Source organism: Sphingomonas sp. NPDC092440 (genome assembly GCF_044754985.1).
Classification (GTDB): Bacteria; Pseudomonadota; Alphaproteobacteria; order Sphingomonadales; family Sphingomonadaceae; genus Sphingomonas.
The window spans coordinates 336,330-357,018 of record NZ_JBIVQA010000004.1; the positions used below are offsets into that span (position 1 = coordinate 336,330).

The following is a 20,689-nucleotide window of genomic DNA, read 5'->3' on the forward strand; positions in this document are numbered from 1 at the left end:
AAATCTGGAGGCTGGGCATGGCGTCCCGGGCACAGGCGCCGCTTTGGCGCGAAACCATGAAGGCCGGCGCGCGCCGCAGCGGCGCGGTGATTGGCGGAGCCGCTCTGTTCCTGGGCGTGCTCGCGCTCGGCGTGGCGCTGGGCAGCTACCAGCCGACCGATCCGTCGATGAACACCGCGGCCGCCGGCCCCGCGCGCAACTGGATGGGCGAGCCCGGCGCCTGGACCGCCGATTTCCTGTTCGCGCTGCTCGGCCCCGCAGTGGTGCTGTTCCTGCCGATCGGGCTGATCGTCGCCTATCGCCTGCTCAAGGACCGGCCGGTGGGCAACTGGGGCACCATGTTCCGCGGCGTGAGCCTGGGCGTGGTCTTCACCGCCACCGCCCTCGCCTTCTTCTCCGCCGACGCGGTGCTGTCGCTGACGGGCGGCTGGGGCGGCGTGGTCGGCCTGTCGATCGCCGGCTTCTTCAACTGGCTGATCGGCTTTGCCGGCGATCCGGTGATCAGCTGGTGGGCCGGGCGCGGCCTCGGCCTGGTCTGCGGGCTGATCGGCCTGTTCATCTGGTGGCGCAGCCTCGATTTCTCGCTGCCCGAGCGCGTGAGCCTGCCGGGCATCCCCAGCCTCAAGGGGCCGGGCAAGACGGCCCTGCTCGGCGCGCCGGAGAAGGAGCTGCTCGCCGCGCCTGAGCCGAAGATCCGCGAGGGTCGCGAACCGCGCAAGACGGTGGTGCCCGACACCCGGCCCGGCCCGGTGATCGCCGATCGCAACCTCACCCCCTCGCCTGCACGGACCAAGCCGCCGACCCAGACCAGCCTCGATTTCAAGGACAGCTATCAGTTGCCCTCGATCGACCTGCTCAAGCCGCCGCCGGTCAACAAGAATGCCGGGATCGACAAGGCGGCGCTGGAGCGCAACGCCCGGCTGCTCGAAAGCGTGCTCGACGATTTCAACGTGAAGGGCCAGATCGTCGAGGTGCGGCCCGGCCCGGTCGTCACCATGTACGAGCTCGAGCCGGCGGCAGGCATCAAGGCGAGCCGGGTGATCCAGCTCGCCGACGACGTGGCGCGCAACATGTCCGCCACTTCGGCGCGCATCGCCACTATCCCCGGGCGCAGCGTGATCGGCATCGAGCTGCCCAATGCGGCGCGCGAATCGGTCAATCTGCACGAGCTGGTCGCCAGCCAGGCCTTTGAGGACCAGGGGGCGACGCTGCCGCTGGTGCTCGGCAAGAACATCGCGGGCGATCCGGTGATCGCCGACCTGGCACCGATGCCGCACCTGCTCGTCGCCGGCACCACCGGCTCGGGCAAGTCGGTGGGGCTCAACTGCATGATCCTCTCGCTGCTCTACCGGCTCACGCCCGAGCAGTGCCGGATGATCATGATCGATCCCAAGATGCTCGAGCTGAGCATGTACAAGGACATCCCGCACCTGCTCGCCGATGTGGTGACCGAGCCGGCCAAGGCGGTGCGCGCGCTGAAATGGGCGGTCGAGCAGATGGAGGATCGCTACCGGATGATGGCGCATGCCAATGTCCGCAGCCTCGCCTCGTTCAACGACAAGGTGCGCCAGGCCAAGGCCAAGGGCCAGAAGCTCGGCCGCAAGGTGCAGGTGGGCTATGACCCCGACACCGGCAAGCCGATCTACGAGGAGGAAGCGCTCGACCTCCAGCCGCTGCCGCAGATCGTGGTGATCGTCGACGAGCTGGCCGACCTGATGATGACCGCGGGCAAGGAAGTGGAGTTCCTGATCCAGCGGCTGGCGCAGAAGGCGCGCGCGGCGGGCATCCACCTGATCATGGCGACGCAGCGCCCCTCGGTCGACGTCATCACCGGCGTGATCAAGGCGAACCTGCCGACCCGCCTGTCCTTCTACGTCGCCAGCAAGATCGATTCGCGCACCATCCTGGGCGAGCAGGGCGCCGAGCAGCTGCTGGGCAAGGGCGACATGCTCTACATGCCGGGCGGCAAGCAGATCGTCCGCGTGCACGGCCCGTTCGTCAGCGACGACGAAGTCCAGGCCGTGTCCGATCACTGGCGCGCGCAAGGCACGCCCGAATATATCTCCGCGGTCACCGAAGAGCCCGAGGATGGCGGCTTCAGCCTGGACGGCGCCCCGGAGGGTGACGATTCGCCCGAGGACCAGCTCTATCGCCGCGCGATCCAGCTGGTGGCGGAGAGCCAGAAGGCCTCGACCTCCTGGCTGCAGCGCCAGCTCCGCGTGGGCTATAACAGCGCCGCGCGCCTGATCGAGCGCATGGAGAAGGACGAGCTCGTCTCGCGCCCCGACCATGTCGGCCGCCGGGAAGTGCTGATGGATACCGACGGCCGGCAGCTCTAGACGGGATCGAAAACCGCGCCTGGCGGGTTCAGGGGGCATTCAAGCCCATGCCCTCAGGGCATCAGCCGCAATTTCGGAGAATCGACACGTGTTTGCCCGGCCCCTCGCCCTCAGCCTCGCCCTTTCAGCCCCGGCGCTGATCTCGGCGGCGCCCGCGCCGGCACCGATCTCGGCACCGGCGCCGGCCGACCAGCTCGCCCAGGTGCAGCAGCATCTCGAAGCCGTGAGCTCGATGACTGCCAGCTTCGCGCAGACCGACCGCAACGGCCGCACGCTCACCGGCACGATGACGCTGAAGCGCCCGGGCAAGATCCGCTTCCAGTATCAGAAGGGCGTGCCCCAGCTGATCGTCGCCGACGGGCGCAGCCTCTATTTCATCGACTATCAGGTCCGCCAGGTCGAGCGCTGGCCGATCGGCAACTCGCCGCTCGCCGTGCTGCTCAACCCCAAGAAGGACATCGCCAGATACGCCAAGGTGATCCCCACCGGGAGCGACCAGCTCGTCTCGGTGGAGGTGCATGACACGGATCACCCCGAATATGGCCGCATCACCCTGATCTTCCAGAAGAACGCCTCGGCGCCGGGCGGGCTGATGCTCCAGGGCTGGGTGGCGCTCGATTCGCAGAACAACCGCACGACGATCCGCCTGTCGGACCAGGCGTTCAACACGAACGTCAGCGACGGAACGTTCCGCTGGAACGATCCCCGCCGCCAGGGGCCGCGCTAAGCTGAACATCGTTCATGCTGGCGACAGGTTGGCCAGCCTAGAACCTGTATTGCGGATGTGAGGGCGTACCCGGGATTTTCCCCCTGTTGCTCGGGATCTTCACTTCCCGCCTGCGTGACGAACGCTAGGTCGGCCCTCGCTCCATTGCCCCCGGAGCGGGGGCCTTTCCTTGTCCGGGCCTCCCCACTGGTGCGGAGGCGAAACACCGCCTAAATCCCGCCCGATGAAGATCGCTTCCTGGAACATCAACTCCGTCCGCTTCCGCATCGAGATCGTCGAGCAGTTCCTGCGCGAGGAAGCGCCCGACATCCTCTGCCTCCAGGAAACCAAGGTGATCGACGGGGACTTCCCCGAGGCCCCGTTCCGTGCGCTCGGCTATGACCACATCATCAAGCACGGCCAGCGCATGCATCACGGCGTGGCGATCATCGCCCGCGTGCCGGTGGTGGAGGACGACCGGTTCGACTGGCAGGCAAACGGCGAGGCCCGCCATGTCGGCGTGCGGCTGCCGGGCGGCGTGCGGCTGGAGAACGTCTATGTCCCCGCCGGGGGTGATGTTCCCGATCGTGCGGTGAACCCGAAATTCGGCCAGAAGCTCGATTTCCTCGAGCGCATGATCACCTGGTCCGAAGGGCTGGACGTCCCCTCGATCCTGACCGGCGACTTCAACGTCGCGCCGCTGGAAAGCGATGTGTGGAGCCACAAGCAGCTGCTGGACGTGGTGAGCCATACGCCGATCGAAGTGGAGACGCTGGGCCGGCTCCAGGCGGCGAACGACTGGGTCGATCTCGGCCGCCACTTCATCCCCGCGCCGGCGCGCTATTATAGCTGGTGGAGCTACCGGGCGAAGGATTGGGCGGCGTCCGACCGCGGCCGCCGGCTCGATCACATGTGGGCGAGCCGCGACGTCGCCGCGAAGGCCGTGTCGCACAAGGTGTGCGAGCCCTGCCGCTCCTGGCTCAAGCCCTCCGACCATGTGCCCATCGTCACCGAGTTCGATCTTTGAGCGCGCACCAGGCCGCCCGCGCCATCGATGCGCTGCGCCGGGGCTGGCCCGTGGCGATCGGGGACCTCGCATTGCTCGCGGTCGAGACCGGCGATGCCCGGCGGCTCGCGGCGTTCGACGAAGCGGGCACGGCCGACCTGCTGCTCTCGGCCGGACGCGCGGCAACGCTCAAGCTCGCCAACCAGCGCGATGCGGCGACGCCCGATGCGCCGGTGCTGGTGGCGCGCGCGCCCTGGCTCGATTTCGACATGGCGACGGCGCTCGCCGATCCCCAGTTCGATCTCGCCACGCCCCTGAAGGGCCCCTTCCGCGCGATTCCGCTGGCCGAGCCCGTACTGGCCGCCGCCGCGCTGCGGCTGGCGCGCGTCGCCGGGCTGCTGCCGGCTTTCTTCGTGCGCCGCGCCGCCGGCGAGGAAGCGATCACCCCCGCCGACATCGACGCGCACGAGGATGCCGACCGCCTCCGCATCGTCGCCCGCGCCCGGCTGCCGGTCGCCGATGCCGAGGATAGCGAGATCGTCGCCTTTCGCACCGACGAGATGCCCGGCGAGCATGTCGCGCTGCTGATTGGCGAGCCGAACGGCAAGCCGCCGCTGGTGCGCCTGCACAGCGAGTGCCTGACCGGGGACGTGCTGGGCAGCCTGAAATGCGATTGCGGGCCCCAGCTCCAGGCGGCGATCCGCGAAATCCGGGCCAGCGGCTGGGGCGTGCTGCTCTACCTGCGCCAGGAGGGGCGCGGGATCGGGCTGATCAACAAGCTGCGCGCCTATGCGCTGCAGGACCAGGGCTTCGACACGGTCGACGCCAATACCCGGCTGGGCTTCGCGATCGACGCGCGCAACTTCGCCACCGCGGCGAAGATGCTGTCGCTGCTCGGCCAGCGCCAGGTGCGGCTGCTGACCAACAATCCCGACAAGGTGGCCGCGCTGGAAACGGCGGGAATCCGGGTGGCCGAGCGGGTGCCGCATTTCCTGCCGCCCAACCCGCACAATGAACGCTATCTCGCCACCAAGCGCGACCGGACGGGGCACCAGTTCTGAGATATTTCCTCGACACCGAGTTCAACGGCGTTGGCGGGCCGCTGATCGCGCTGGCGCTGGTGCCCGAGGATGGGAGCACCCCCTTCTACGAAGCGCTGCCCTGCCCCGACCCCACGCCCTGGGTGGCGGCGCACATCCTGCCGGTGCTCGATACGGCGCCGATATCGCGTGCAGCGATGGGCCAGGCCTTTGCCGCCTATCTGGGCAACGACCCCGACCCGCTGCTCGTCGCCGACTGGCCGGAGGACATCGCCCATGCCGCGCAGCTGCTGATCGTCGCGCCGGGCCGGCGCCATCCGATCGACCGCATCCGCTTCGAGCTGTGCGACGCCTTCGGCTTCGACAGCGCGGCGATGAGCAAGCGGCCGCACAATGCGCTGGCTGACGCCATGGCGCTGCGGGAGCATCTGCTCGCCCGCGAGGCGCGGGGCCTCTAGCCCACGGCGCTTTCTCACGCTTCGCCGCGTCGTTGCGGTGCCGGTCAGGCGACCAGCCGCGCCACTTCGTCGAAATCATGCGCGATCAGCGTCACGCCCAGCGCGCGCAGGCGCTCGGCATGGTCGGGCGCGCAATGCGAGCCGGCGCACAGCCCGATGACATCGGCACCCGAGGCGACCGCGCCGGTCACCCCGACCGGCGAATCCTCGAGGATCACGCAGCGCCGGATCGGCACCCCGATCGCTGCCGCGGCGTGGAGATAGAGATCGGGCGCCGGCTTGCCCCGCGCGACATGCTCGTGACCGCTATAGATATGCTCGCCGAACGCGGCGCGGATGCCGAGATGCGCGAGGTGCCGGCTGATCCACCGGGTCGAGCTCGACGAGGCGATCGCGCGGGGCAGTCCGGCGGGCAATTCCTCGACGAAGCGAATCGCCCCGGCAACGGCGGGCAGCCCCTCCTCCAGCACGCGCGCATCCTCCTCGGCGCGGGCGGCGTGGAAATCCTCGGGTATCGCCCGGCCGATCCAGCGTTCGATCGCGCCCAGGAAATCCGCGCCCGACAGGCCCATGAAGTTGGCCATCGAATCCTCGGGCGTGGTCGGATGGCCGATGCTGGTCAGATAGGCCGCGATCTGCCGGTTGCCGGCCGCTTCGCTCTCCAGCAGCACGCCGTCGAAATCGAACAATATCGCATCATATTTCACGCGCGCGCTCCGAACAGGGCAGTGCCGACGCGGACATGCGTCGCGCCGATCGTCACCGCCGTCTCGAAATCGCCCGACATGCCCATGGAGAGCCCGCCAAGGCCGTGATCGCGGGCGATGCTGGCGAGCAGGGCGAAATAGGGGGCGGGCTCGAGATCGAGCGGGGGCACGCACATCAGCCCCTGCACGGGGAGATCCGCGGCACGCGCCTCGGCGAGCAGCTCGGGCAGCGCGGCCACGGCGCAGCCGCCCTTCTGCTCCTCGTCTCCGATATTGACCTGGAGGAAGCAGGCGGGGCGCCTGCCCGCCTTGTCCATCGCCCGGGCGAGCGCATGCACCAGCGAAGCGCGGTCGACCGAATGGATCGCGTCGAACAGCGCCACGGCGTCCTCGGCCTTGTTCGACTGGAGCTGGCCGACCAGGTGGAGCGCCACGTCCGGCGCCGCTTCGCGCAGCGCCGGCCATTTGCCCTCGGCCTCCTGCACGCGATTCTCGCCGAACACGCGCTGGCCAGCCCGGATGAGCGGGCGGATGGCGTCGGCATCATGCGTCTTGGAGATGGCGATCAGCGTGACCGCGTCGGCTTCGCGCCCGGCGATCCTGGCCGCGCGCGCGATTCGGGCGCGCACATCGGCAAGGCGCTGGCTGGCTTCGTCTATCGGCATGGCCCGCGCTATAGGCAGGGCGATGCGCCGCCGCCACCCCCTCCCGCGCCTTTGGCTGATGACCGACGAACGCATGGGCGATGCCCTGTGGGATGCGCTGGCGCGGCTGCCGCGCGGGGGTGGCGTGGTGTTCCGGCATTACGGCCTGCCGCCGGCCGAGCGGCGGGCGCTGTTCGCGAAGGTGCTGAAGGTGGCACGCCGGCGCGGGCTGACGCTCATTCGGGCCGGGGCGCAGCCGATGCGCGGCGAATCGGGCGTGCATGGCGGGCGCGGCCCGGGCCTGCGCACGGCGCCCGCGCATAGCCGGCGCGAGGCGATCGCCGCGCGGCGGACGGGCGTGGACGCGCTGTTCGTCTCGCCCGCCTTTCCCACCCGCTCGCATCCGGGCGCCCGGGTGCTCGGGCGGGCGCGCTTCGGCCTGTTGGCACGGGGGCTCGGCGTGCCGGTGATCGCTCTGGGCGGAATGGACGCGCGCAGGGCGGCCAGCCTCGGGCCGTTCGGGATATATGGATGGGCGGCGATCGACGCCTGGGCCGGATCGACAGACTAGGATCAAAACCCGATCAAAGCCTTTGATTTCATTCGCCGTATCGATTTCCTTCGTCATCTCCGCAAAAGCGGGGATCCAGGGCCAGGGGCGGATTGCACGCAGTCGAGCCCTGCGCTTTCCGGAGAGCGCCCGCCTAGTGGCGTCGTTGTCCCGAGCTACCCTGGACCCCGCCTTCGCGGGGATGACGGGGTTTGCTGATTAAGGCGTGCCCGTGGATCAAGAACCCGACCCTGTCTCCGCCACCCCGGCAAGGACAGGGATCCGGAGCCGCAGGCAGAGCGGGCGCGGCTTGCTCCGGACTATCCCGAAGCTTCGCCGTCGCGACAACGGAAAGGCATCCGGACTTACGGCAAGCAATTTTCGCGGGGATGACGTCAGGCGTTGGGAAGGACGGACGCGCCGTCAGAAGCGGAAGGCGGTGCCCACATAGACTGCCTGGCTGTCCCGGCGGCTCTCGTTGAGCTTGGGCAGGCGATCTTCCTCGCTGCGATAGCGCACGCCCGCAGTCACATCCAGGTTGCGGGTCAGCGAATAGCTGCCGCCCAGATCGATGGAATAGCTCGGCTTGTCGCCGATCAGCACCGGCGTGTTGGCCAGCGGACGATCCGCCGACGCACTCAGCCGGCCGCTCAGGCGCTTGCCGGTGTAGCTGACGCCGATATCGGCCCGCTCGCGGCTGCCGGGCTGGTCCACCAGCTCGACACGAGTCACATCGCCCGAGACGGCGAGGCGCTTCCAGCCGACCGAGACGCCGAGATTGTACGAGATCGGCGCCAGGTTGACCGGCGCGGCCGCCGCGACGGCAACCTCATGCGCCACGTCGCGGCCGCGCACCGCACGGCTCGAAGTGGCACGGACGGCGACGGTCACGCCATGGCTGCCGCCACGCGCTTCGGCCGGCGTGAAACGGAAGCTGCCCTCGGGCAGGCCCGAACGGGCGAGCACCGCGGCGAGCTTGGGATCGGCTGCAGCCGGCGTGAAGATGCCGATGCCGCCGCGCGCCGGCACGGCGGCGCGCTTGGCCGGGACGACGCGATCGACCCTGCTGGTCTGCGCCTGGATCGCCGGCGCGAGCAGGAGCCCGGCAGCGCAGAGCGCTCCCAGTGCAATTCCCGTCCTCGTCCGTCCGACTCGCATCGTCATGAATCCCTAGATGATGTCGCCTACCATGATTCGGAACCATGGTTCCACCGGTGGCACAAATTTCGTGACGGTGTTGCACCAGACCCACAGAATCTGCTTGCAGCCCCTTTAACCAGCAGTGTTTCAAACGTGCGAATCGGGGCATGGCTTCCCGCCTTGCTCCCGCCACATGCGCCACTATAGATGCTCCCGACTTTTCTCGCCTGGTAGGAATGTGACGATGAACCGCCTGTTGCGCACCGCGATCCTGGGGTCGCTTGCTCTCTCGATCACCGCGTGCGGCGGTCACACCAAGCGCCCCGAGGCGGATCTCGCCGCCTCGAAGGTGACGACGATCGGCGTCAACTCCTATCTGTGGCGCGCCAGCCTCGACACGCTGAGCTTCATGCCGCTGCTCCAGACGGATTCGAACGGCGGCGTGATCGTGACCGACTGGTACGTGAATCCCAATGTCCAGACCGAGCGGATGAAGGTCACCGTGACGATCCTCGACCAGGATCTGCGCGCCGATGCGCTGCGCGTCGCGGCGCTGCGCGAAGTGAACCGGGGCGGCGCCTGGGTCGCCGCGCCGGTCCAGGCCGCAACGGTGCAGAAGCTCGAGGACATCATCCTCACGCGCGCCCGCGACCTGCGCCGCGCCGCCGTGGCCACCAACTGATCCCCTAGTGACGGTTCCAGCCTGCTCTCCCGCCCGGCGAAGCAGGCCGGCACCGCGAGAAGACAGCAGGAACTGATTTGTCTCGCTTCAACCCGTTGAAGGCGGACGCCGCATGGCAGAAGGTGTGGGAAGAGAACCGCACCTTCGCCGCGCGTGACGATTCGCCCAAGCCCAAGAGCTTCGTCCTCGAGATGTTCCCCTATCCCTCGGGGCGCATCCATATGGGCCATGTCCGCAACTACACGATGGGCGACGTGCTCGCGCGCTTCCGGCGGATGCAGGGCATGGAAGTGCTCCATCCGATGGGCTGGGATGCGTTCGGCATGCCGGCCGAGAATGCCGCGATGGAGAAGAAGGTCCATCCCGGCAGCTGGACCCGCGCCAATATCGCGACGATGAAGGCGCAGCTGAAGCGCCTGGGCTTCGCGCTCGACTGGACCCGCGAGCTCGCCACCTGCGAGCCCGACTATTATGGCCATGAACAGGCCATCTTCCTCGATTTCTTCGAGAACGGCCTGGTCTACCGCAAGGAATCGGCGGTCAACTGGGATCCGGTCGACATGACCGTGCTTGCCAATGAGCAGGTGATCGACGGGCGCGGCTGGCGCTCGGGCGCGCTCGTCGAGCGGCGCAAGCTCAGCCAGTGGTTCCTCAAGATCACCGAATTCGCCGAGGACCTGCTGGAAGGCGTGCGCGGGCTCGAGCACTGGCCGGACAAGGTCAAGCTGATGCAGGAGAACTGGATCGGCAAGTCCGAGGGCCTGCAGTTCGACTGGACGCTTTCCGACGGCGAGAAGCTCCAGGTCTACACGACCCGCCCCGACACGATCTTCGGGGCGAGCTTCATTGCCGTGGCGGCCGATCATCCGATCGCGCAGAAGCTGGCCGCTTCGAACCCGGAAGTTGGCGCGTTCATCGAGCTGTGCAAGCAGGGCGGCACCACCGCGGCCGAGCTGGAGACGCAGGAGAAGCTGGGCTTCGACACCGGCCTCACCGCGACGCATCCCTTTGATAACGCTTGGCAAGTTCCGGTCTATATCGCGAATTTCGTGCTGATGGACTATGGCACCGGCGCGGTGTTCGGCGTGCCGGCGCACGATCAGCGCGACTTCGAATTCGCGCGCAAATATTCGCTGCCGATCCGTCGCGTCGTCTCCGAAGGCGACAAGACCGCGCCCGAATTCCGCGATGCCGAGGCCTATACCGGCCCGGGCACGCTGGTGAACTCGCACTTCCTCGACGGCATGGACGTGGCCGACGCCAAGCGCGCCGTCATCCAGCGCGCCGAGGAAGGTGGCTGGGGCAAGGGCCAGACGGTGTGGCGCCTGCGCGACTGGGGCGTCAGCCGCCAGCGCTATTGGGGCACGCCGATCCCGATCATCCACTGCGAGAGCTGCGGCGCCCAGCCGGTGCCGCGCGACCAGCTGCCGGTGGTGCTGCCCGAGGATGTCAGCTTCGACGTGCCCGGCAACCCGCTCGACCGCCATCCGAGCTGGAAGCATGTCGACTGCCCGAAATGCGGCGCGCCCGCGCGCCGCGAGACCGACACGCTCGACACCTTCGTCGATTCCTCCTGGTATTTCATCCGCTTCGCCAGCCAGCCGAGCGACAAGCCGTTCGACAAGGCCGTGGCCGAGCAATGGCTGCCGGTGGGCCAGTATATCGGCGGCGTCGAGCATGCGATCCTGCACCTGCTCTATGCCCGCTTCTTCACCCGGGCGCTGCGCCATATCGGCAAGCTCGACGTGACCGAGCCGTTCGCCGGCCTGTTCACCCAGGGCATGGTGACGCACGAGACCTACAAGTCGCTCGACGGTCGCTGGCTCTCGCCCCAGGAAATTCGCAAGGACAGCGCCGGCGCAGTGGGCCTCGCCTCGGGCGAGCCGATCGAGATCGGCCGCATCGAGAAGATGTCCAAGTCGAAGAAGAACACCGTCGATCCCGAGCCGATCGTCGACCAATATGGCGCCGACGCGGTGCGCTGGTTCATGCTCTCGGACTCGCCGCCGGAGCGCGACCTGGAGTGGACCGAGAACGGCATCGAAGGCGCCTGGCGCTTCGTGAACCGCTTGTGGCGCCTGTTCGACAGCCTTTCGGACGGCGAAGCCGGCACCGGCCGCGATGTCGAGCTCGACAAGCGGCTGCACCGCACCATCGCCGGCGTGGCCGAGGATGTGGAGGCGCTGGCCTTCAACAAATCGGTCGCCAAGCTCTACGAGCTGGTCGGCGCGATCGAGAAGGCGCAGCCTTCGGCGTCCAGAACGGAAGCGATCCGCACCCTCGCCCGCATCGTCGCGCCGATGGTGCCGCACATCGCCGAGGAAGCCTGGGCGGCCATGGGCAATCCGGGCCTGATCGCCGATGCCGAATGGCCCGCCGTGGCTCCCGCGCTGCTCGTCGACGACGAAGTGACGATCGCCGTGCAGGTGAATGGCAAGCTGCGCGATACGCTGCTAATGCCGAAGGGCGCGGCCAAGGATCTGGTCGAAGCCGCGGCACTTGCCAGCGACAAGATCGTTCGATCGCTCGAAGGCAAGCAACCCAGGAAGGTGATCGTCGTGCCCGATCGTCTGGTGAACATCGTCGCATGAGGCAGCTGGCGCTCCTCGCCGCCGCCGCGCTCGCCTTGTCGGGCTGCGGCCTTCGCCCGCTCTATGGCGGCGGGCCCGATGGCGCGGTGCGCTCCACGCTCTCCGCGGTCGAAGTCGCGCCGATCAAGGGCCAGTCGGGCTGGCTGGTCGCCAATGCGCTCAAGGACCGGCTCGACCATAATGACGCCCCTGCCCGCTATCGGCTGGAAGTGACGCTGGACGACCAGATCGCGGGCCTGGGCGTGCGGCGCGACGATTCGGTGGCACGCGAGCGGCGGACGCTGCGTGCGCGCTACCAGCTGATCGACCTCTCGAACGGCAATGTCGTGCTCGACGCCACCGCGGGCTCCGATGCCGGCATCGACGTGGTCGGCAGCGAATATGCCACGATCGCGGCCGAGAAGAGCGCGCTCGAGCGGCTTTCGGGCATCGTCGCCGACCAGATCGTCGCGCGCGTCGCCCGCTATGCGCAGAACGCGCCCGGGACGGGCAGCCAGTGAAGGCCAACGCGACGCAGATCCGCGCCGCGATCGAGAAGCTCAACCCCGACACGCGGCTCTACCTGTTCCACGGTCCTGACGAGGCCGGCGCCGCCGATCTCGCCGCGAGGCTCGGCAAGGCGCTGGGGCCGGAAGCCGAACGCATCGACCTCGACATGAAGGCGTTGCGCGAGCAGCCCGGCCGGCTTGCCGACGAAGCGGCATCGCTCTCGCTGTTCGGCGGCGCCCGCTATGTCCGCGTGCTGGGCGTCGAGGAAGGCGCGGCGGAAGCGATCGGACTGCTGCTGAACGCCGAGCGCGCCGGCAATCCGGTGGTAGCGATCGGCCCCGGGCTGAAGGCAAGCGGCAAGCTGGTGAAATCGGTGATCGCCGCGCAGAACGCCTATGCCCATGCCTGTTATGTGCCCGAGGGCATCGACGCGACCCGCCTGGCCGCCAATATCGCGCGCGAGCACGGCCTGCGGCTAACCGGCGACGTGCCGCAACGGCTCGCCACCGCCACCGCGGGCGACCGGGCGATCCTGGCGCGCGAGATCGAGAAGCTGGCGCTCTATCTCGATGCGGCGCCGGAGCGGCCCAGGGATGCCGATGGCGCTGCGCTCGACGCGATCGGCGCCGATCTGGGCGATTCGGACCTGAGCGATGCGATCACGGCGGTGGTGGATGGCCGTGTCGGCGATATCGGCACCGAGCTCGCCCGGCTGGGCGAAGGCATCGGCGTGCCGCTGATGCGCCAGCTCGCCCGGCGGCTGCAATCCATGGCCGAAATGCGGATCGACCTGGATCGCGGCGGCGATATGGATGAAGTGCTTGAGAAACATCGCGTTTTCTTCCGCGAGAAAGCCGCCACCGGCCGCGCGCTGCGCCGCTGGAACGGCGTGCAGCTCGCCCGCGCGATCGATCGGGTGCGCGAGGCCGAACGGGCGATGATGCATTCGGGCAGCGCCGGCGAAGTGCTGGCGGATGCCGAGGCGGTGACGATCGCGCGCCAGGCGGCGCGGGCGCGAGGTTAAGCCCCGGCTGTCTCTGTCAGCCCTGTTGAAGGACGGGTCATCGTCATCCCCACCCGCGCGGGGATGACGATATCTGCTGATTGAATCGTGAACCTAGACAGGCAGCGCCTTACCTGAACGCACTAGTTCGATCACGCTGTCCCGGCTTTCCTGAGCAACATAGACAACGGCGCCGTTAAGATAGCCTGCGTTCATCAGGAACGTGGCGTCCTTTCCGACACTATCAGCAGATGTCATTTCTCCACTCGTCATCCTCATCGGAGCGGCGGCGATCTTGTTGCACAATTCGCGCTGACTAGGCGTTAGCGGGGCATGCTCCGTCATCTATCTCTCCCTTCACAACTAGAGAGAGATGACTCGACCAACGCGAAGTGCGCAATTCCCTCAAGCGTCGAGACTAATCCATTTCGGTCGATCTATATCCGTTCGCCGCTCAGCCGCTGGCAGACCATGTCGAGCTGGTCGAGCGTCGAATAGGAAAGCGTGAGCGTGCCGCCCTTGGCGCCGTGGACAATCCGCACGTTGAGGCCGAGCACATCGCCCAGTTGATGCTCGAGCGCCGTGATGTCGGCGTCACGGATCTTGGGATCGGCCTTGCGCCGCGATCCCGGCTTGGCGTTGCGCGCCAGCTTCTCGGTCTCGCGCACCGACAGGCCCTTGGCGGCAACTTCTCGGGCAAGCCGCTCCGCCTCGGGCGCGCCGATCAGCGCGCGGGCATGGCCCATGTCGATATCGCCGACCACCACCATCTGGCGCACGCCCTCGGGCAGGTCGAGCAGGCGGAGCAGGTTGGCGATATGGCTGCGCGACTTGTGGACGAGCTTGCCGAGTGCTTCCTGACTGTGCCCGAACTCCCGGATCAGCCGGGCATAGGCCTCCGCCTCTTCGATCGCATTGAGATCCTGGCGCTGGATATTCTCGACCAGCGCGATTTCCATCGTCTCCGCATCGTCGAAATCGCGAACGATGACGGGGACTTCGTGCAGCCGGGCGCGCTGCGCCGCGCGCCAGCGGCGCTCGCCGGCGACGATCTGGTAGTTATGGCCCGTCGGCCGCACGACGATCGGCTGGATCAGCCCGCGCTGCTTGAGCGACTGGGCCAGCTCCTCCAGCTTATCCTCGTCGAAATGGCGGCGCGGCTGGTCCGGATGCGGCACCAGCGAACTGACCGGGAGCATCCGCAGGCCGGAAGCGGCATCGGGCGTGCCCGAGACCGGCGCTTCGGGAACGGCATCGCCCAGCAGGGACGAGAGCCCGCGGCCAAGGCCGGGGCGAGGCTTGCGGTTGGCGTCGGTCATGCGGCTTTCTTGAGCTTGGGCAGGCGGTCGATCACTTCGCGGGCAAGCGCGATATAGGCTTCCGAGCCGGGGCAACGATGATCATAGATCAGCGCCGGCAGGCCGTGGCTGGGCGCTTCGGACAGGCGCACGTTGCGCGGGATCACCGTGTCGAACACCACGCGGCCAAGCACGGCGCGGACATCGTCCGAAACCTGATCGGTCAGGCGGTTGCGACGATCATACATGGTCAGCACCACGCCCAGGATCGACAGGCCCGGGTTGAAGCGGCTGCGGATGCGCTCGACTGTGGTGAGCAGCTGGCTGAGCCCCTCGAGCGCGAAGAACTCGCATTGCAGCGGCACCAGCAAGGCATGCGCGGCCACCATCGCGTTGATCGTGAGCAGGCCAAGCGAAGGCGGGCAATCGATCAGGATCACATCCCAGCGATTGGCATGGTGGCGGGCGATCGCCGCATCAAGCCGGTGCGTGCGCGCTTCGAACTCGATCAACTCGATCTCGGCGCCCGACAAGTCCTGCGTCGCCGGGACGATATCGAGCCCCGGCACCTTGGTGGGCGTGGCGACGTCCTCGAGATTCACATCGCTGACGAGCAGGTCGTAGCTTGAATGCTCGCGCTCCGCACGCGTGATGCCCAGGCCGGTCGAGGCATTGCCCTGCGGATCGAAGTCGATCAGCAGCACGCGCTGGCCGGTCGCGGCGAGCGCGGTGCCGACATTGATCGCCGTAGTGGTCTTTCCCACTCCACCCTTCTGGTTGGCGATAGCGATGCAGATCATCTGGGGCGTACCTTTCGCGCGACCACGATACCCGATTCCGGCTGCGTGATGCTGGGTTCCACGTGAAACGCACCCTGCCATTTCGCGCGCGCCGCATCCACCTCCGATTGCGCACTTCGCCCTTTTGGCAGCAACCAGATTGTGGACGAGTCAGTGCAATGCGCCGCGGCGCGGAACAAATCGGGCAGCGCCGCGACTGCCCGGGCGGAAACGATTGCGGCCTTGCCCTCCGGCACATAGGTTTCGACCTTGCAATGGGCGACCTTGGCCCGATCGCCAATGCCGAGCGCCTCGGCCGCTGCCCGAAGGAACTCGACGCGGCGGATGCGCGGCTCCACCATCACCACCGGGCGATCGATCAGCAGCGCCACGATCAGGCCAGGCATGCCGGCACCCGTGCCGATATCGAGCCAGATCCCCTCCCCCGCTTCGGCCGCCAACGGGATGAGCTGGGCCGAATCGACGAAGTGCCGCGCCCAGAGCGTCTCGAAGGACGCCGCGGAGATCAGGTTCTGCCGAGTCGATTCTTCGCGGAGGATCGCTCCAAAGCGCTCCAGCAGCGTTCCACGTGGAACACCGAAGCGATTCAGGATCCAGTCTCGGGCTTCGTCTTCGGTCATGCAGCGCGCCGTTTCGCGTGGAGGAGGATGGCGGACAGCGCCGCCGGCGTGATGCCGCGAATGCGCGCGGCGGCGCCGATCGTCTCGGGCCGCGCGGCGCTGAGCTTCTCCACCATCTCATTGGAGAGGCCGGCAATGGCGGCGAAGTCCATGCCGGCGGGCAGCTTCACTGCATCGTTCGCGCGCAGCTGGGCGACCTCAGCTTCCTGGCGCTCGAGATAGGGGGCATAGCGAGCATCCTCGACATATTCGGCGAGCAGATCGGGATCCGCCTCCGAATGGATATCGAGATGCGCGAGCTCGATACCCGGGAAGCGCAGCCATTCGCGCGCCGGGCGCCGGGCGCCGTCCTGCGCGACGGTAGCGCCCCTGGCCGCCAGGGCGCTGGCGGTGCGTTCCGCGGCAAAGGCCTGGTCCAGCCTGGCCCTGCCCTGTTCGCGGGCCTGGAGCCAGGCAAGCCGCTCGGCCCCCAGACATCCCAGTCCGGCGGCAATCGGGCCGAGACGCGATCCGGCATTATCGGCGCGCAGGCGCAGGCGGAACTCGGCGCGGGCAGTGAGCATGCGATAAGGTTCGGTGACGCCCTGCAGCACAAGGTCGTCCACCATGACCCCGAGATAGGAAGTCGCGCGATCGAGGATCAGCGGCGCGAGCTCTTGGGCATGGGCGGCGGCGTTGAGCCCGGCGACCAGGCCCTGCCCCGCCGCTTCCTCATAGCCGGTGGTGCCGTTGATCTGCCCGGCGCACCACAGGCCGGGGATCGCCGGCAGTGCCAGAGTCGCGTCGAGCGCGCGCGGGTCGATATGATCATACTCCACGGCATAGCCCGGCGTCACGATCACGGTCCGCTCCAGCCCGGGAATCGAATTGACCATCGCCATCTGCACATCGACCGGCAGCGACGTCGACATGCCGTTCGGATAGATCAGATGGGTGTCGAGGCCTTCGGGTTCGAGGAAAATCTGGTGGCCGTCGCGATCGCCGAAGCGATGGATCTTGTCTTCGATCGAGGGGCAGTAGCGCGGCCCCTGCGCGTCGATCGCGCCGGTGAACAGCGGTGAGCGATCGAGCCCGGCACGGATCGCGTCGTGCGTGGCATGGGTGGTGCGAGTAACTCCGCAATGGAGCTGCGGCAGCTCCCGGCGCGGCGTGAGCGGTGACATGGTCCAGGGATCAGCATCGGAGGGCTGCTCCTCGATCCGCGCCCAGTCGATGGTGCGCCCGTCCAGGCGCGGCGGCGTGCCGGTCTTGAGCCGGGCCATGGGAAGGTCGAGCCCGCGCAGTTGCTCGGCAAGGCGGAGGGCGGAACCCTCGCCCACCCGGCCGCCGGTCTCGCGCTCCTCGCCCCGGAAGATGCGGCCGCCAAGGAAGGTACCCGTGGCGAGCACCACGGCGCGGCAGGAAAGCAGCATGCCATCGGCCAGGCGGATGCCGGCGACGGCACCACCCGCGAGCTCGAGTGCCGCTGCCTCACCTGCGACCAAGTGCAGGTTCGGCTGCTCGGCGAGCATCTGCTGGATCGCGGCGGCATAGCGCACCCGGTCGGCCTGGACGCGCGGCCCCTGCACCGCCGTGCCCTTGGACCGGTTGAGCATGCGGTAATGGATGCCCGCGGCATCGGTCGCCCGGCCCATCAGCCCATCGAACGCATCGACTTCGCGAACCAGATGCCCCTTGCCCAGGCCGCCGATCGCCGGATTGCACGACATCGCTCCCAGCTTTGTCAGGTCGAAGCTGAGCAACGCGGTACGCGCGCCCCGGCGGGCCGAGGCGGCGGCCGCTTCGGTGCCGGCGTGCCCGCCGCCAATGACGATGACGTCGAAATCCATTGGCCGCGCGCTACAGAATGCGCGCGGCCGCGTCAAAACCGTTCCACGTGGAACAGGGTCATTTGCCGATGCAGAAGCGGGCAAACAGCGCGTCGAGCATCGCTTCCACCCCGGCCCGGCCCGTGATCGCGTCGAAGCCACGCATCGCGCTGCGCAGCTGCTCGGCGATCAGCAGCAGGTCGCCCTCCCCCGCCGCCGCCCGCAGCGCCGCGGCGGCGTTCTGCGCCAGCGCCCGCTGGCGGGCATTGAGCGTCATCTGGTCGGGCGGCGGCAGCATGTCGGCAGCGAGCGCCGCCATTGCATCCCACAGCCTGTCCAGCCCCTCACCCGTAAGCGATGATTGCGACAATCGGTCCGTCGCGGCCAAGCGTCCGGGAAGGTCCGCGCGCGGATTGAGCCAGAGGCTGCGGCCATGATGTGCCGGGGGTGCATCGTCCCCCAGCCACAACAGGATGTCCGCCTCGGCCTGGGCAGCCTGGGCCCGCGCGATGCCGATCGCCTCGATCTCGTCGCCGGGCCGCGCCGCCAGGCCCGCCGTGTCGATCAGCAGCCAGGCAATGCCGCCGCGTACCACCGGCGCTTCGATCCGGTCCCGCGTCGTGCCGGAGATCGGCGAGACGATCGCTGCGTCGCGCCCGGCCATTGCGTTGAGCAGCGACGACTTGCCGGCATTGGGCGGGCCGGCGAGCACGACGCGGATTCCGTCCCGCAGTCGCTCGACCGGCGGCCGATCCGCCGCCGCTGCGATATCCTCCGCCAGCGCCGCGGCGCCGGATCGAATCGCCGGAAGCAGCGTGGCGTCGGCGACATCCTCCTCGTCGCTGTGATCGAGCTCGGCCTCGACTCGCGCGGCAAGCATCAGCAGCCGATCGGTCCAGCCTTCCACTGCCCGGCGAACCGCCCCTTCCGCCGATCGGATCGCGGACCGGCGCTGCGCCTCGGTCTCGGCCATCAGCAGGTCGCCCAGCCCTTCGGCCTCGCTCAGATCGATCCGACCATGCAGCAGCGCCCGGCGGGTGAACTCGCCCGGTTCGGCGGGTCGGAGCCCCGGCCGGCGGGCCAGCGCCGCCTCGACCGCACGCACCACCGCGCGGCCACCATGGAGATGGAATTCGGCAAGATCCTCTCCCGTCGCGCTACGCGGGCCCGGGAAGCAGAGGATGATCGCGCGATCGAGCAGGCCGCCATCGGCGGGATCGGCCAGCGCCCGCACCGCGGCGCGGCGCGGCGCCGGCAGGTCGCCGGCGAAATCGCGCACCATGTCGAAAGCGCGCGGCCCGCTCACGCGCAGCACGGCGATCGCGGCGGGAAGCGCGCCGCTGGAGACCGCGTAGATCGTGTCCATTATTTCTCGGTCTTGCTCCCGGCGTCGAACATCGCGCGCCAGAAGCCCATGCCGGCCTCGCTCATCGGCGCCCAGCTCTGCAGCATCGCCCGGAACGCTTCGGGGCTGCCCTGCTTGTCGATCGCGTCCACCATCATCGCGACATAGCGCTCGTGCACCGGGGCGAGGTCCGGCAGCCCCATGGCGCGGCGCGCTTCCTCGGGGGTGCAATCCACCTCGACATTGATCTTCATGGCCGTCTCCGTTGCGCGGGCAGCACCGTGGCTGCTAGTTCGAACCCATCTATGCGCGCGACCGTGCCGTGATCGCAACGCCCATTGGCCCGGACCGGGCTCACAAGGGCGGCCGGTTCGGCAGTTGCGGACCGAAGACCAGATCCTGGCCGCTCGAGCGCGAGCGGCGCCACGCCGGAAGGACATTGCCATGAGCGAGATGATCAGCATCGACACGATCGACGGAAGCGGCAGCTTCCAGGCCTATGTCGCGCGTCCCGAAGGCACGCCGCGCGCCGCGATCATCGTGATCCAGGAGATCTTCGGCGTGAACCCGGGCATTCGCCGCAAGTGCGACGACTGGGCGGCCAAGGGCTATCTCAGCCTCGCGCCCGACCTGTTCTGGCGCCTGGAGCCGGGCATCCAGCTCGATCCCGATGTGCCGGAGCAGTTCCAGCAGGCGCTGGGTCTGATGGGCAAGTTCAACCAGGATGCCGGCATCCGTGACATCGAAGCGACGATCCGGCGTGCCCGGGCATCGCTCGGCGCTGGCGGCAAGGTCGGCGTGGTGGGCTTCTGCCTGGGCGGCCGCCTGGCGTTCATGACCGCGGCCCGGACCGACAGCGATGCGAGCGTCGGCTATTATGGCGTGGGGATCGACAATCTGCTCGGCGAGAAGCACGGCATCGCCCATCCGGTGCTGCTCCATATCCCGCAGGCCGATCATTTCGTCGATCCCGAGACGCAGGCGGCGATGCATGCCGGGCTGGACGACCATCCCAAGGTCACGCTGTTCGACTATCCGGGCGAGGATCACGGATTCGCCGATACCTTCGGCAAGCGCCGCTCGGATGAATCAGCTAAGCTGGCCGATGGACGCACCGCGGAGTTCTTTGCGAGGAATCTATCATAGGGAACTGAAATTCATGTGCTGAGGCGCGCCACTTGCGATTGCCTCAGCACACCGACATCGCGTCGGCGACATCGGCTTTCACGAAGCCGGTGAAGCTGTCGGCGACCCGGCGATCCCCCGCGCCGATAACGGCGACCCGGCCATAATCCTCGCCCTCCTCGCAGCAGAGGATCCAGGCCCAGCACCGCCGTCTCCGCATCCGCTTGCGGTGCCGGACGATCGCCGCCACGGGCCCGGAAGCCGGCAAGCCTCTCGTGCGCAGCCATCAAGGGAACGGCTTCATGTGCCTGAAGCGGCTTCGGCGATGGGCGCCGGGC

General features: G+C 68.3%; 22 protein-coding genes. 11 read left to right on the forward strand and 11 right to left on the reverse strand.

Annotation, left to right across the window (positions count from 1 at the left end; all coding sequences use genetic code 11):
• Positions 1–17: 17 nt before the first annotated feature.
• The 5 genes from ACIQCS_RS09410 to ACIQCS_RS09430 all read left to right on the forward strand — a co-directional run bounded on the left by ACIQCS_RS09410 (position 18) and on the right by ACIQCS_RS09430 (position 5,549).
• Positions 18–2,339: a DNA translocase FtsK 4TM domain-containing protein gene (locus ACIQCS_RS09410; protein ID WP_345849505.1), complete on the forward strand. Its 2,322-nt coding sequence runs from the start codon at positions 18–20 to the stop codon at positions 2,337–2,339.
• Positions 2,340–2,427: 88 nt separating this feature from the next.
• Positions 2,428–3,066 carry an outer membrane lipoprotein carrier protein LolA gene (locus tag ACIQCS_RS09415; RefSeq protein WP_345849504.1) on the forward strand — a complete coding sequence of 213 codons (639 nt, stop codon included), beginning with the start codon at positions 2,428–2,430 and terminating at the stop codon, positions 3,064–3,066.
• 223 nt (positions 3,067–3,289) lie between these two features.
• On the forward strand, positions 3,290–4,072 hold the full coding sequence (locus ACIQCS_RS09420; RefSeq protein WP_345849503.1) for an exodeoxyribonuclease III: 783 nt from the start codon (positions 3,290–3,292) through the stop codon (positions 4,070–4,072).
• Positions 4,069–5,112 (forward strand): GTP cyclohydrolase II, encoded by a 1,044-nt coding sequence (ribA, locus tag ACIQCS_RS09425; RefSeq protein WP_345849502.1) that lies wholly within the window; start codon positions 4,069–4,071, stop codon positions 5,110–5,112. The genes ACIQCS_RS09420 and ribA overlap by 4 nt, the downstream gene beginning before the upstream one ends.
• Before the next feature lie 59 nt (positions 5,113–5,171).
• The gene (locus tag ACIQCS_RS09430; protein ID WP_345849501.1) at positions 5,172–5,549 is read left to right on the forward strand and encodes a hypothetical protein; all 378 of its coding nucleotides are present in this window, start codon (positions 5,172–5,174) and stop codon (positions 5,547–5,549) included.
• Between the two features lie 44 nt (positions 5,550–5,593).
• Here the strand turns inward: ACIQCS_RS09430 and ACIQCS_RS09435 are convergent, their stop codons facing one another.
• Positions 5,594–6,256 carry an HAD family phosphatase gene (locus ACIQCS_RS09435; RefSeq protein ID WP_345849500.1) on the reverse strand — a complete coding sequence of 221 codons (663 nt, stop codon included), beginning with the start codon at positions 6,254–6,256 and terminating at the stop codon, positions 5,594–5,596.
• Positions 6,253–6,921, reverse strand: a complete 669-nt coding sequence (locus ACIQCS_RS09440) for a YggS family pyridoxal phosphate-dependent enzyme (RefSeq protein WP_345849499.1) — start codon at positions 6,919–6,921, stop codon at positions 6,253–6,255. The genes ACIQCS_RS09435 and ACIQCS_RS09440 overlap by 4 nt, the downstream gene beginning before the upstream one ends.
• A 58-nt stretch (positions 6,922–6,979) precedes the next feature.
• Between ACIQCS_RS09440 and ACIQCS_RS09445 the strand changes: the two genes are divergently transcribed.
• On the forward strand, positions 6,980–7,471 hold the full coding sequence (locus ACIQCS_RS09445; RefSeq protein WP_345849498.1) for a thiamine phosphate synthase: 492 nt from the start codon (positions 6,980–6,982) through the stop codon (positions 7,469–7,471).
• Between the two features lie 402 nt (positions 7,472–7,873).
• Here the strand turns inward: ACIQCS_RS09445 and ACIQCS_RS09450 are convergent, their stop codons facing one another.
• Positions 7,874–8,614, reverse strand: coding sequence for a hypothetical protein (locus ACIQCS_RS09450; RefSeq protein WP_345849497.1), 741 nt, complete (start codon positions 8,612–8,614; stop codon positions 7,874–7,876).
• A gap of 220 nt (positions 8,615–8,834) precedes the next feature.
• Between ACIQCS_RS09450 and ACIQCS_RS09455 the strand changes: the two genes are divergently transcribed.
• The 4 genes from ACIQCS_RS09455 (at position 8,835) to holA (ending at position 13,376) form a co-directional block, all read left to right on the forward strand.
• Positions 8,835–9,272, forward strand: a complete 438-nt coding sequence (locus ACIQCS_RS09455) for a DUF3576 domain-containing protein (protein WP_086127797.1) — start codon at positions 8,835–8,837, stop codon at positions 9,270–9,272.
• 77 nt (positions 9,273–9,349) lie between these two features.
• A complete protein-coding gene (gene leuS / locus ACIQCS_RS09460; protein ID WP_345849496.1) occupies positions 9,350–11,863 on the forward strand; it encodes a leucine--tRNA ligase in 2,514 nt (837 codons plus the stop codon).
• Positions 11,860–12,363 carry an LPS assembly lipoprotein LptE gene (lptE, locus tag ACIQCS_RS09465; RefSeq protein WP_280277442.1) on the forward strand — a complete coding sequence of 168 codons (504 nt, stop codon included), beginning with the start codon at positions 11,860–11,862 and terminating at the stop codon, positions 12,361–12,363. Before leuS ends, lptE begins: the two co-directional genes overlap by 4 nt.
• A complete protein-coding gene (gene holA / locus ACIQCS_RS09470) occupies positions 12,360–13,376 on the forward strand; it encodes a DNA polymerase III subunit delta (protein WP_345849495.1) in 1,017 nt (338 codons plus the stop codon). Before lptE ends, holA begins: the two co-directional genes overlap by 4 nt.
• A 93-nt stretch (positions 13,377–13,469) precedes the next feature.
• Here the strand turns inward: holA and ACIQCS_RS09475 are convergent, their stop codons facing one another.
• The 7 genes from ACIQCS_RS09475 to ACIQCS_RS09505 all read right to left on the reverse strand — a co-directional run bounded on the left by ACIQCS_RS09475 (position 13,470) and on the right by ACIQCS_RS09505 (position 19,480).
• Positions 13,470–13,700, reverse strand: a complete 231-nt coding sequence (locus ACIQCS_RS09475) for a hypothetical protein (protein ID WP_345849494.1) — start codon at positions 13,698–13,700, stop codon at positions 13,470–13,472.
• A gap of 92 nt (positions 13,701–13,792) precedes the next feature.
• A complete protein-coding gene (locus tag ACIQCS_RS09480) occupies positions 13,793–14,674 on the reverse strand; it encodes a ParB/RepB/Spo0J family partition protein (protein ID WP_345849493.1) in 882 nt (293 codons plus the stop codon).
• Positions 14,671–15,453: a ParA family protein gene (locus ACIQCS_RS09485; protein ID WP_167300051.1), complete on the reverse strand. Its 783-nt coding sequence runs from the start codon at positions 15,451–15,453 to the stop codon at positions 14,671–14,673. Before ACIQCS_RS09485 ends, ACIQCS_RS09480 begins: the two co-directional genes overlap by 4 nt.
• Positions 15,450–16,073, reverse strand: coding sequence for an RsmG family class I SAM-dependent methyltransferase (locus tag ACIQCS_RS09490; RefSeq protein WP_345849492.1), 624 nt, complete (start codon positions 16,071–16,073; stop codon positions 15,450–15,452). The genes ACIQCS_RS09485 and ACIQCS_RS09490 overlap by 4 nt, the downstream gene beginning before the upstream one ends.
• The gene (mnmG, locus tag ACIQCS_RS09495) at positions 16,070–17,902 is read right to left on the reverse strand and encodes a tRNA uridine-5-carboxymethylaminomethyl(34) synthesis enzyme MnmG (protein WP_345849491.1); all 1,833 of its coding nucleotides are present in this window, start codon (positions 17,900–17,902) and stop codon (positions 16,070–16,072) included. Before mnmG ends, ACIQCS_RS09490 begins: the two co-directional genes overlap by 4 nt.
• A 58-nt stretch (positions 17,903–17,960) precedes the next feature.
• Positions 17,961–19,247, reverse strand: coding sequence for a tRNA uridine-5-carboxymethylaminomethyl(34) synthesis GTPase MnmE (gene mnmE / locus ACIQCS_RS09500; RefSeq protein WP_345849490.1), 1,287 nt, complete (start codon positions 19,245–19,247; stop codon positions 17,961–17,963).
• Positions 19,247–19,480 (reverse strand): DUF6489 family protein, encoded by a 234-nt coding sequence (locus ACIQCS_RS09505; protein WP_086127787.1) that lies wholly within the window; start codon positions 19,478–19,480, stop codon positions 19,247–19,249. The genes mnmE and ACIQCS_RS09505 overlap by 1 nt, the downstream gene beginning before the upstream one ends.
• Before the next feature lie 190 nt (positions 19,481–19,670).
• On the opposite strand from ACIQCS_RS09505, the gene ACIQCS_RS09510 reads away from it, so the two are divergent.
• Positions 19,671–20,372 carry a dienelactone hydrolase family protein gene (locus ACIQCS_RS09510; RefSeq protein ID WP_345849489.1) on the forward strand — a complete coding sequence of 234 codons (702 nt, stop codon included), beginning with the start codon at positions 19,671–19,673 and terminating at the stop codon, positions 20,370–20,372.
• Between the two features lie 43 nt (positions 20,373–20,415).
• Here the strand turns inward: ACIQCS_RS09510 and ACIQCS_RS09515 are convergent, their stop codons facing one another.
• Positions 20,416–20,571, reverse strand: a complete 156-nt coding sequence (locus tag ACIQCS_RS09515; RefSeq protein WP_401530673.1) for a hypothetical protein — start codon at positions 20,569–20,571, stop codon at positions 20,416–20,418.
• Between the last annotated feature and the right edge of the window lie 118 nt (positions 20,572–20,689).

Bases quoted from the DNA above. Each gene is read 5' to 3' on its own strand.
- ACIQCS_RS09445 (WP_345849498.1), top strand. From the start codon at position 6,980: ATGACCGACGAACGCATGGGCGATGCCCTGTGGGATGCGCTGGCGCGG.
- ACIQCS_RS09515 (WP_401530673.1), bottom strand. From the start codon at position 20,571: ATGCGGAGACGGCGGTGCTGGGCCTGGATCCTCTGCTGCGAGGAGGGC.
- ACIQCS_RS09455 (WP_086127797.1), top strand. From the start codon at position 8,835: ATGAACCGCCTGTTGCGCACCGCGATCCTGGGGTCGCTTGCTCTCTCG.
- ACIQCS_RS09505 (WP_086127787.1), bottom strand. From the start codon at position 19,480: ATGAAGATCAATGTCGAGGTGGATTGCACCCCCGAGGAAGCGCGCCGC.
- lptE (WP_280277442.1), top strand. From the start codon at position 11,860: ATGAGGCAGCTGGCGCTCCTCGCCGCCGCCGCGCTCGCCTTGTCGGGC.
- ACIQCS_RS09485 (WP_167300051.1), bottom strand. From the start codon at position 15,453: ATGATCTGCATCGCTATCGCCAACCAGAAGGGTGGAGTGGGAAAGACC.
- mnmG (WP_345849491.1), bottom strand. From the start codon at position 17,902: ATGGATTTCGACGTCATCGTCATTGGCGGCGGGCACGCCGGCACCGAA.
- ACIQCS_RS09440 (WP_345849499.1), bottom strand. From the start codon at position 6,921: ATGCCGATAGACGAAGCCAGCCAGCGCCTTGCCGATGTGCGCGCCCGA.
- ACIQCS_RS09420 (WP_345849503.1), top strand. From the start codon at position 3,290: ATGAAGATCGCTTCCTGGAACATCAACTCCGTCCGCTTCCGCATCGAG.
- ACIQCS_RS09450 (WP_345849497.1), bottom strand. From the start codon at position 8,614: ATGACGATGCGAGTCGGACGGACGAGGACGGGAATTGCACTGGGAGCG.
- ACIQCS_RS09490 (WP_345849492.1), bottom strand. From the start codon at position 16,073: ATGACCGAAGACGAAGCCCGAGACTGGATCCTGAATCGCTTCGGTGTT.
- ACIQCS_RS09475 (WP_345849494.1), bottom strand. From the start codon at position 13,700: ATGACGGAGCATGCCCCGCTAACGCCTAGTCAGCGCGAATTGTGCAAC.
- ACIQCS_RS09510 (WP_345849489.1), top strand. From the start codon at position 19,671: ATGAGCGAGATGATCAGCATCGACACGATCGACGGAAGCGGCAGCTTC.
- ACIQCS_RS09480 (WP_345849493.1), bottom strand. From the start codon at position 14,674: ATGACCGACGCCAACCGCAAGCCTCGCCCCGGCCTTGGCCGCGGGCTC.
- ACIQCS_RS09410 (WP_345849505.1), top strand. From the start codon at position 18: ATGGCGTCCCGGGCACAGGCGCCGCTTTGGCGCGAAACCATGAAGGCC.
- mnmE (WP_345849490.1), bottom strand. From the start codon at position 19,247: ATGGACACGATCTACGCGGTCTCCAGCGGCGCGCTTCCCGCCGCGATC.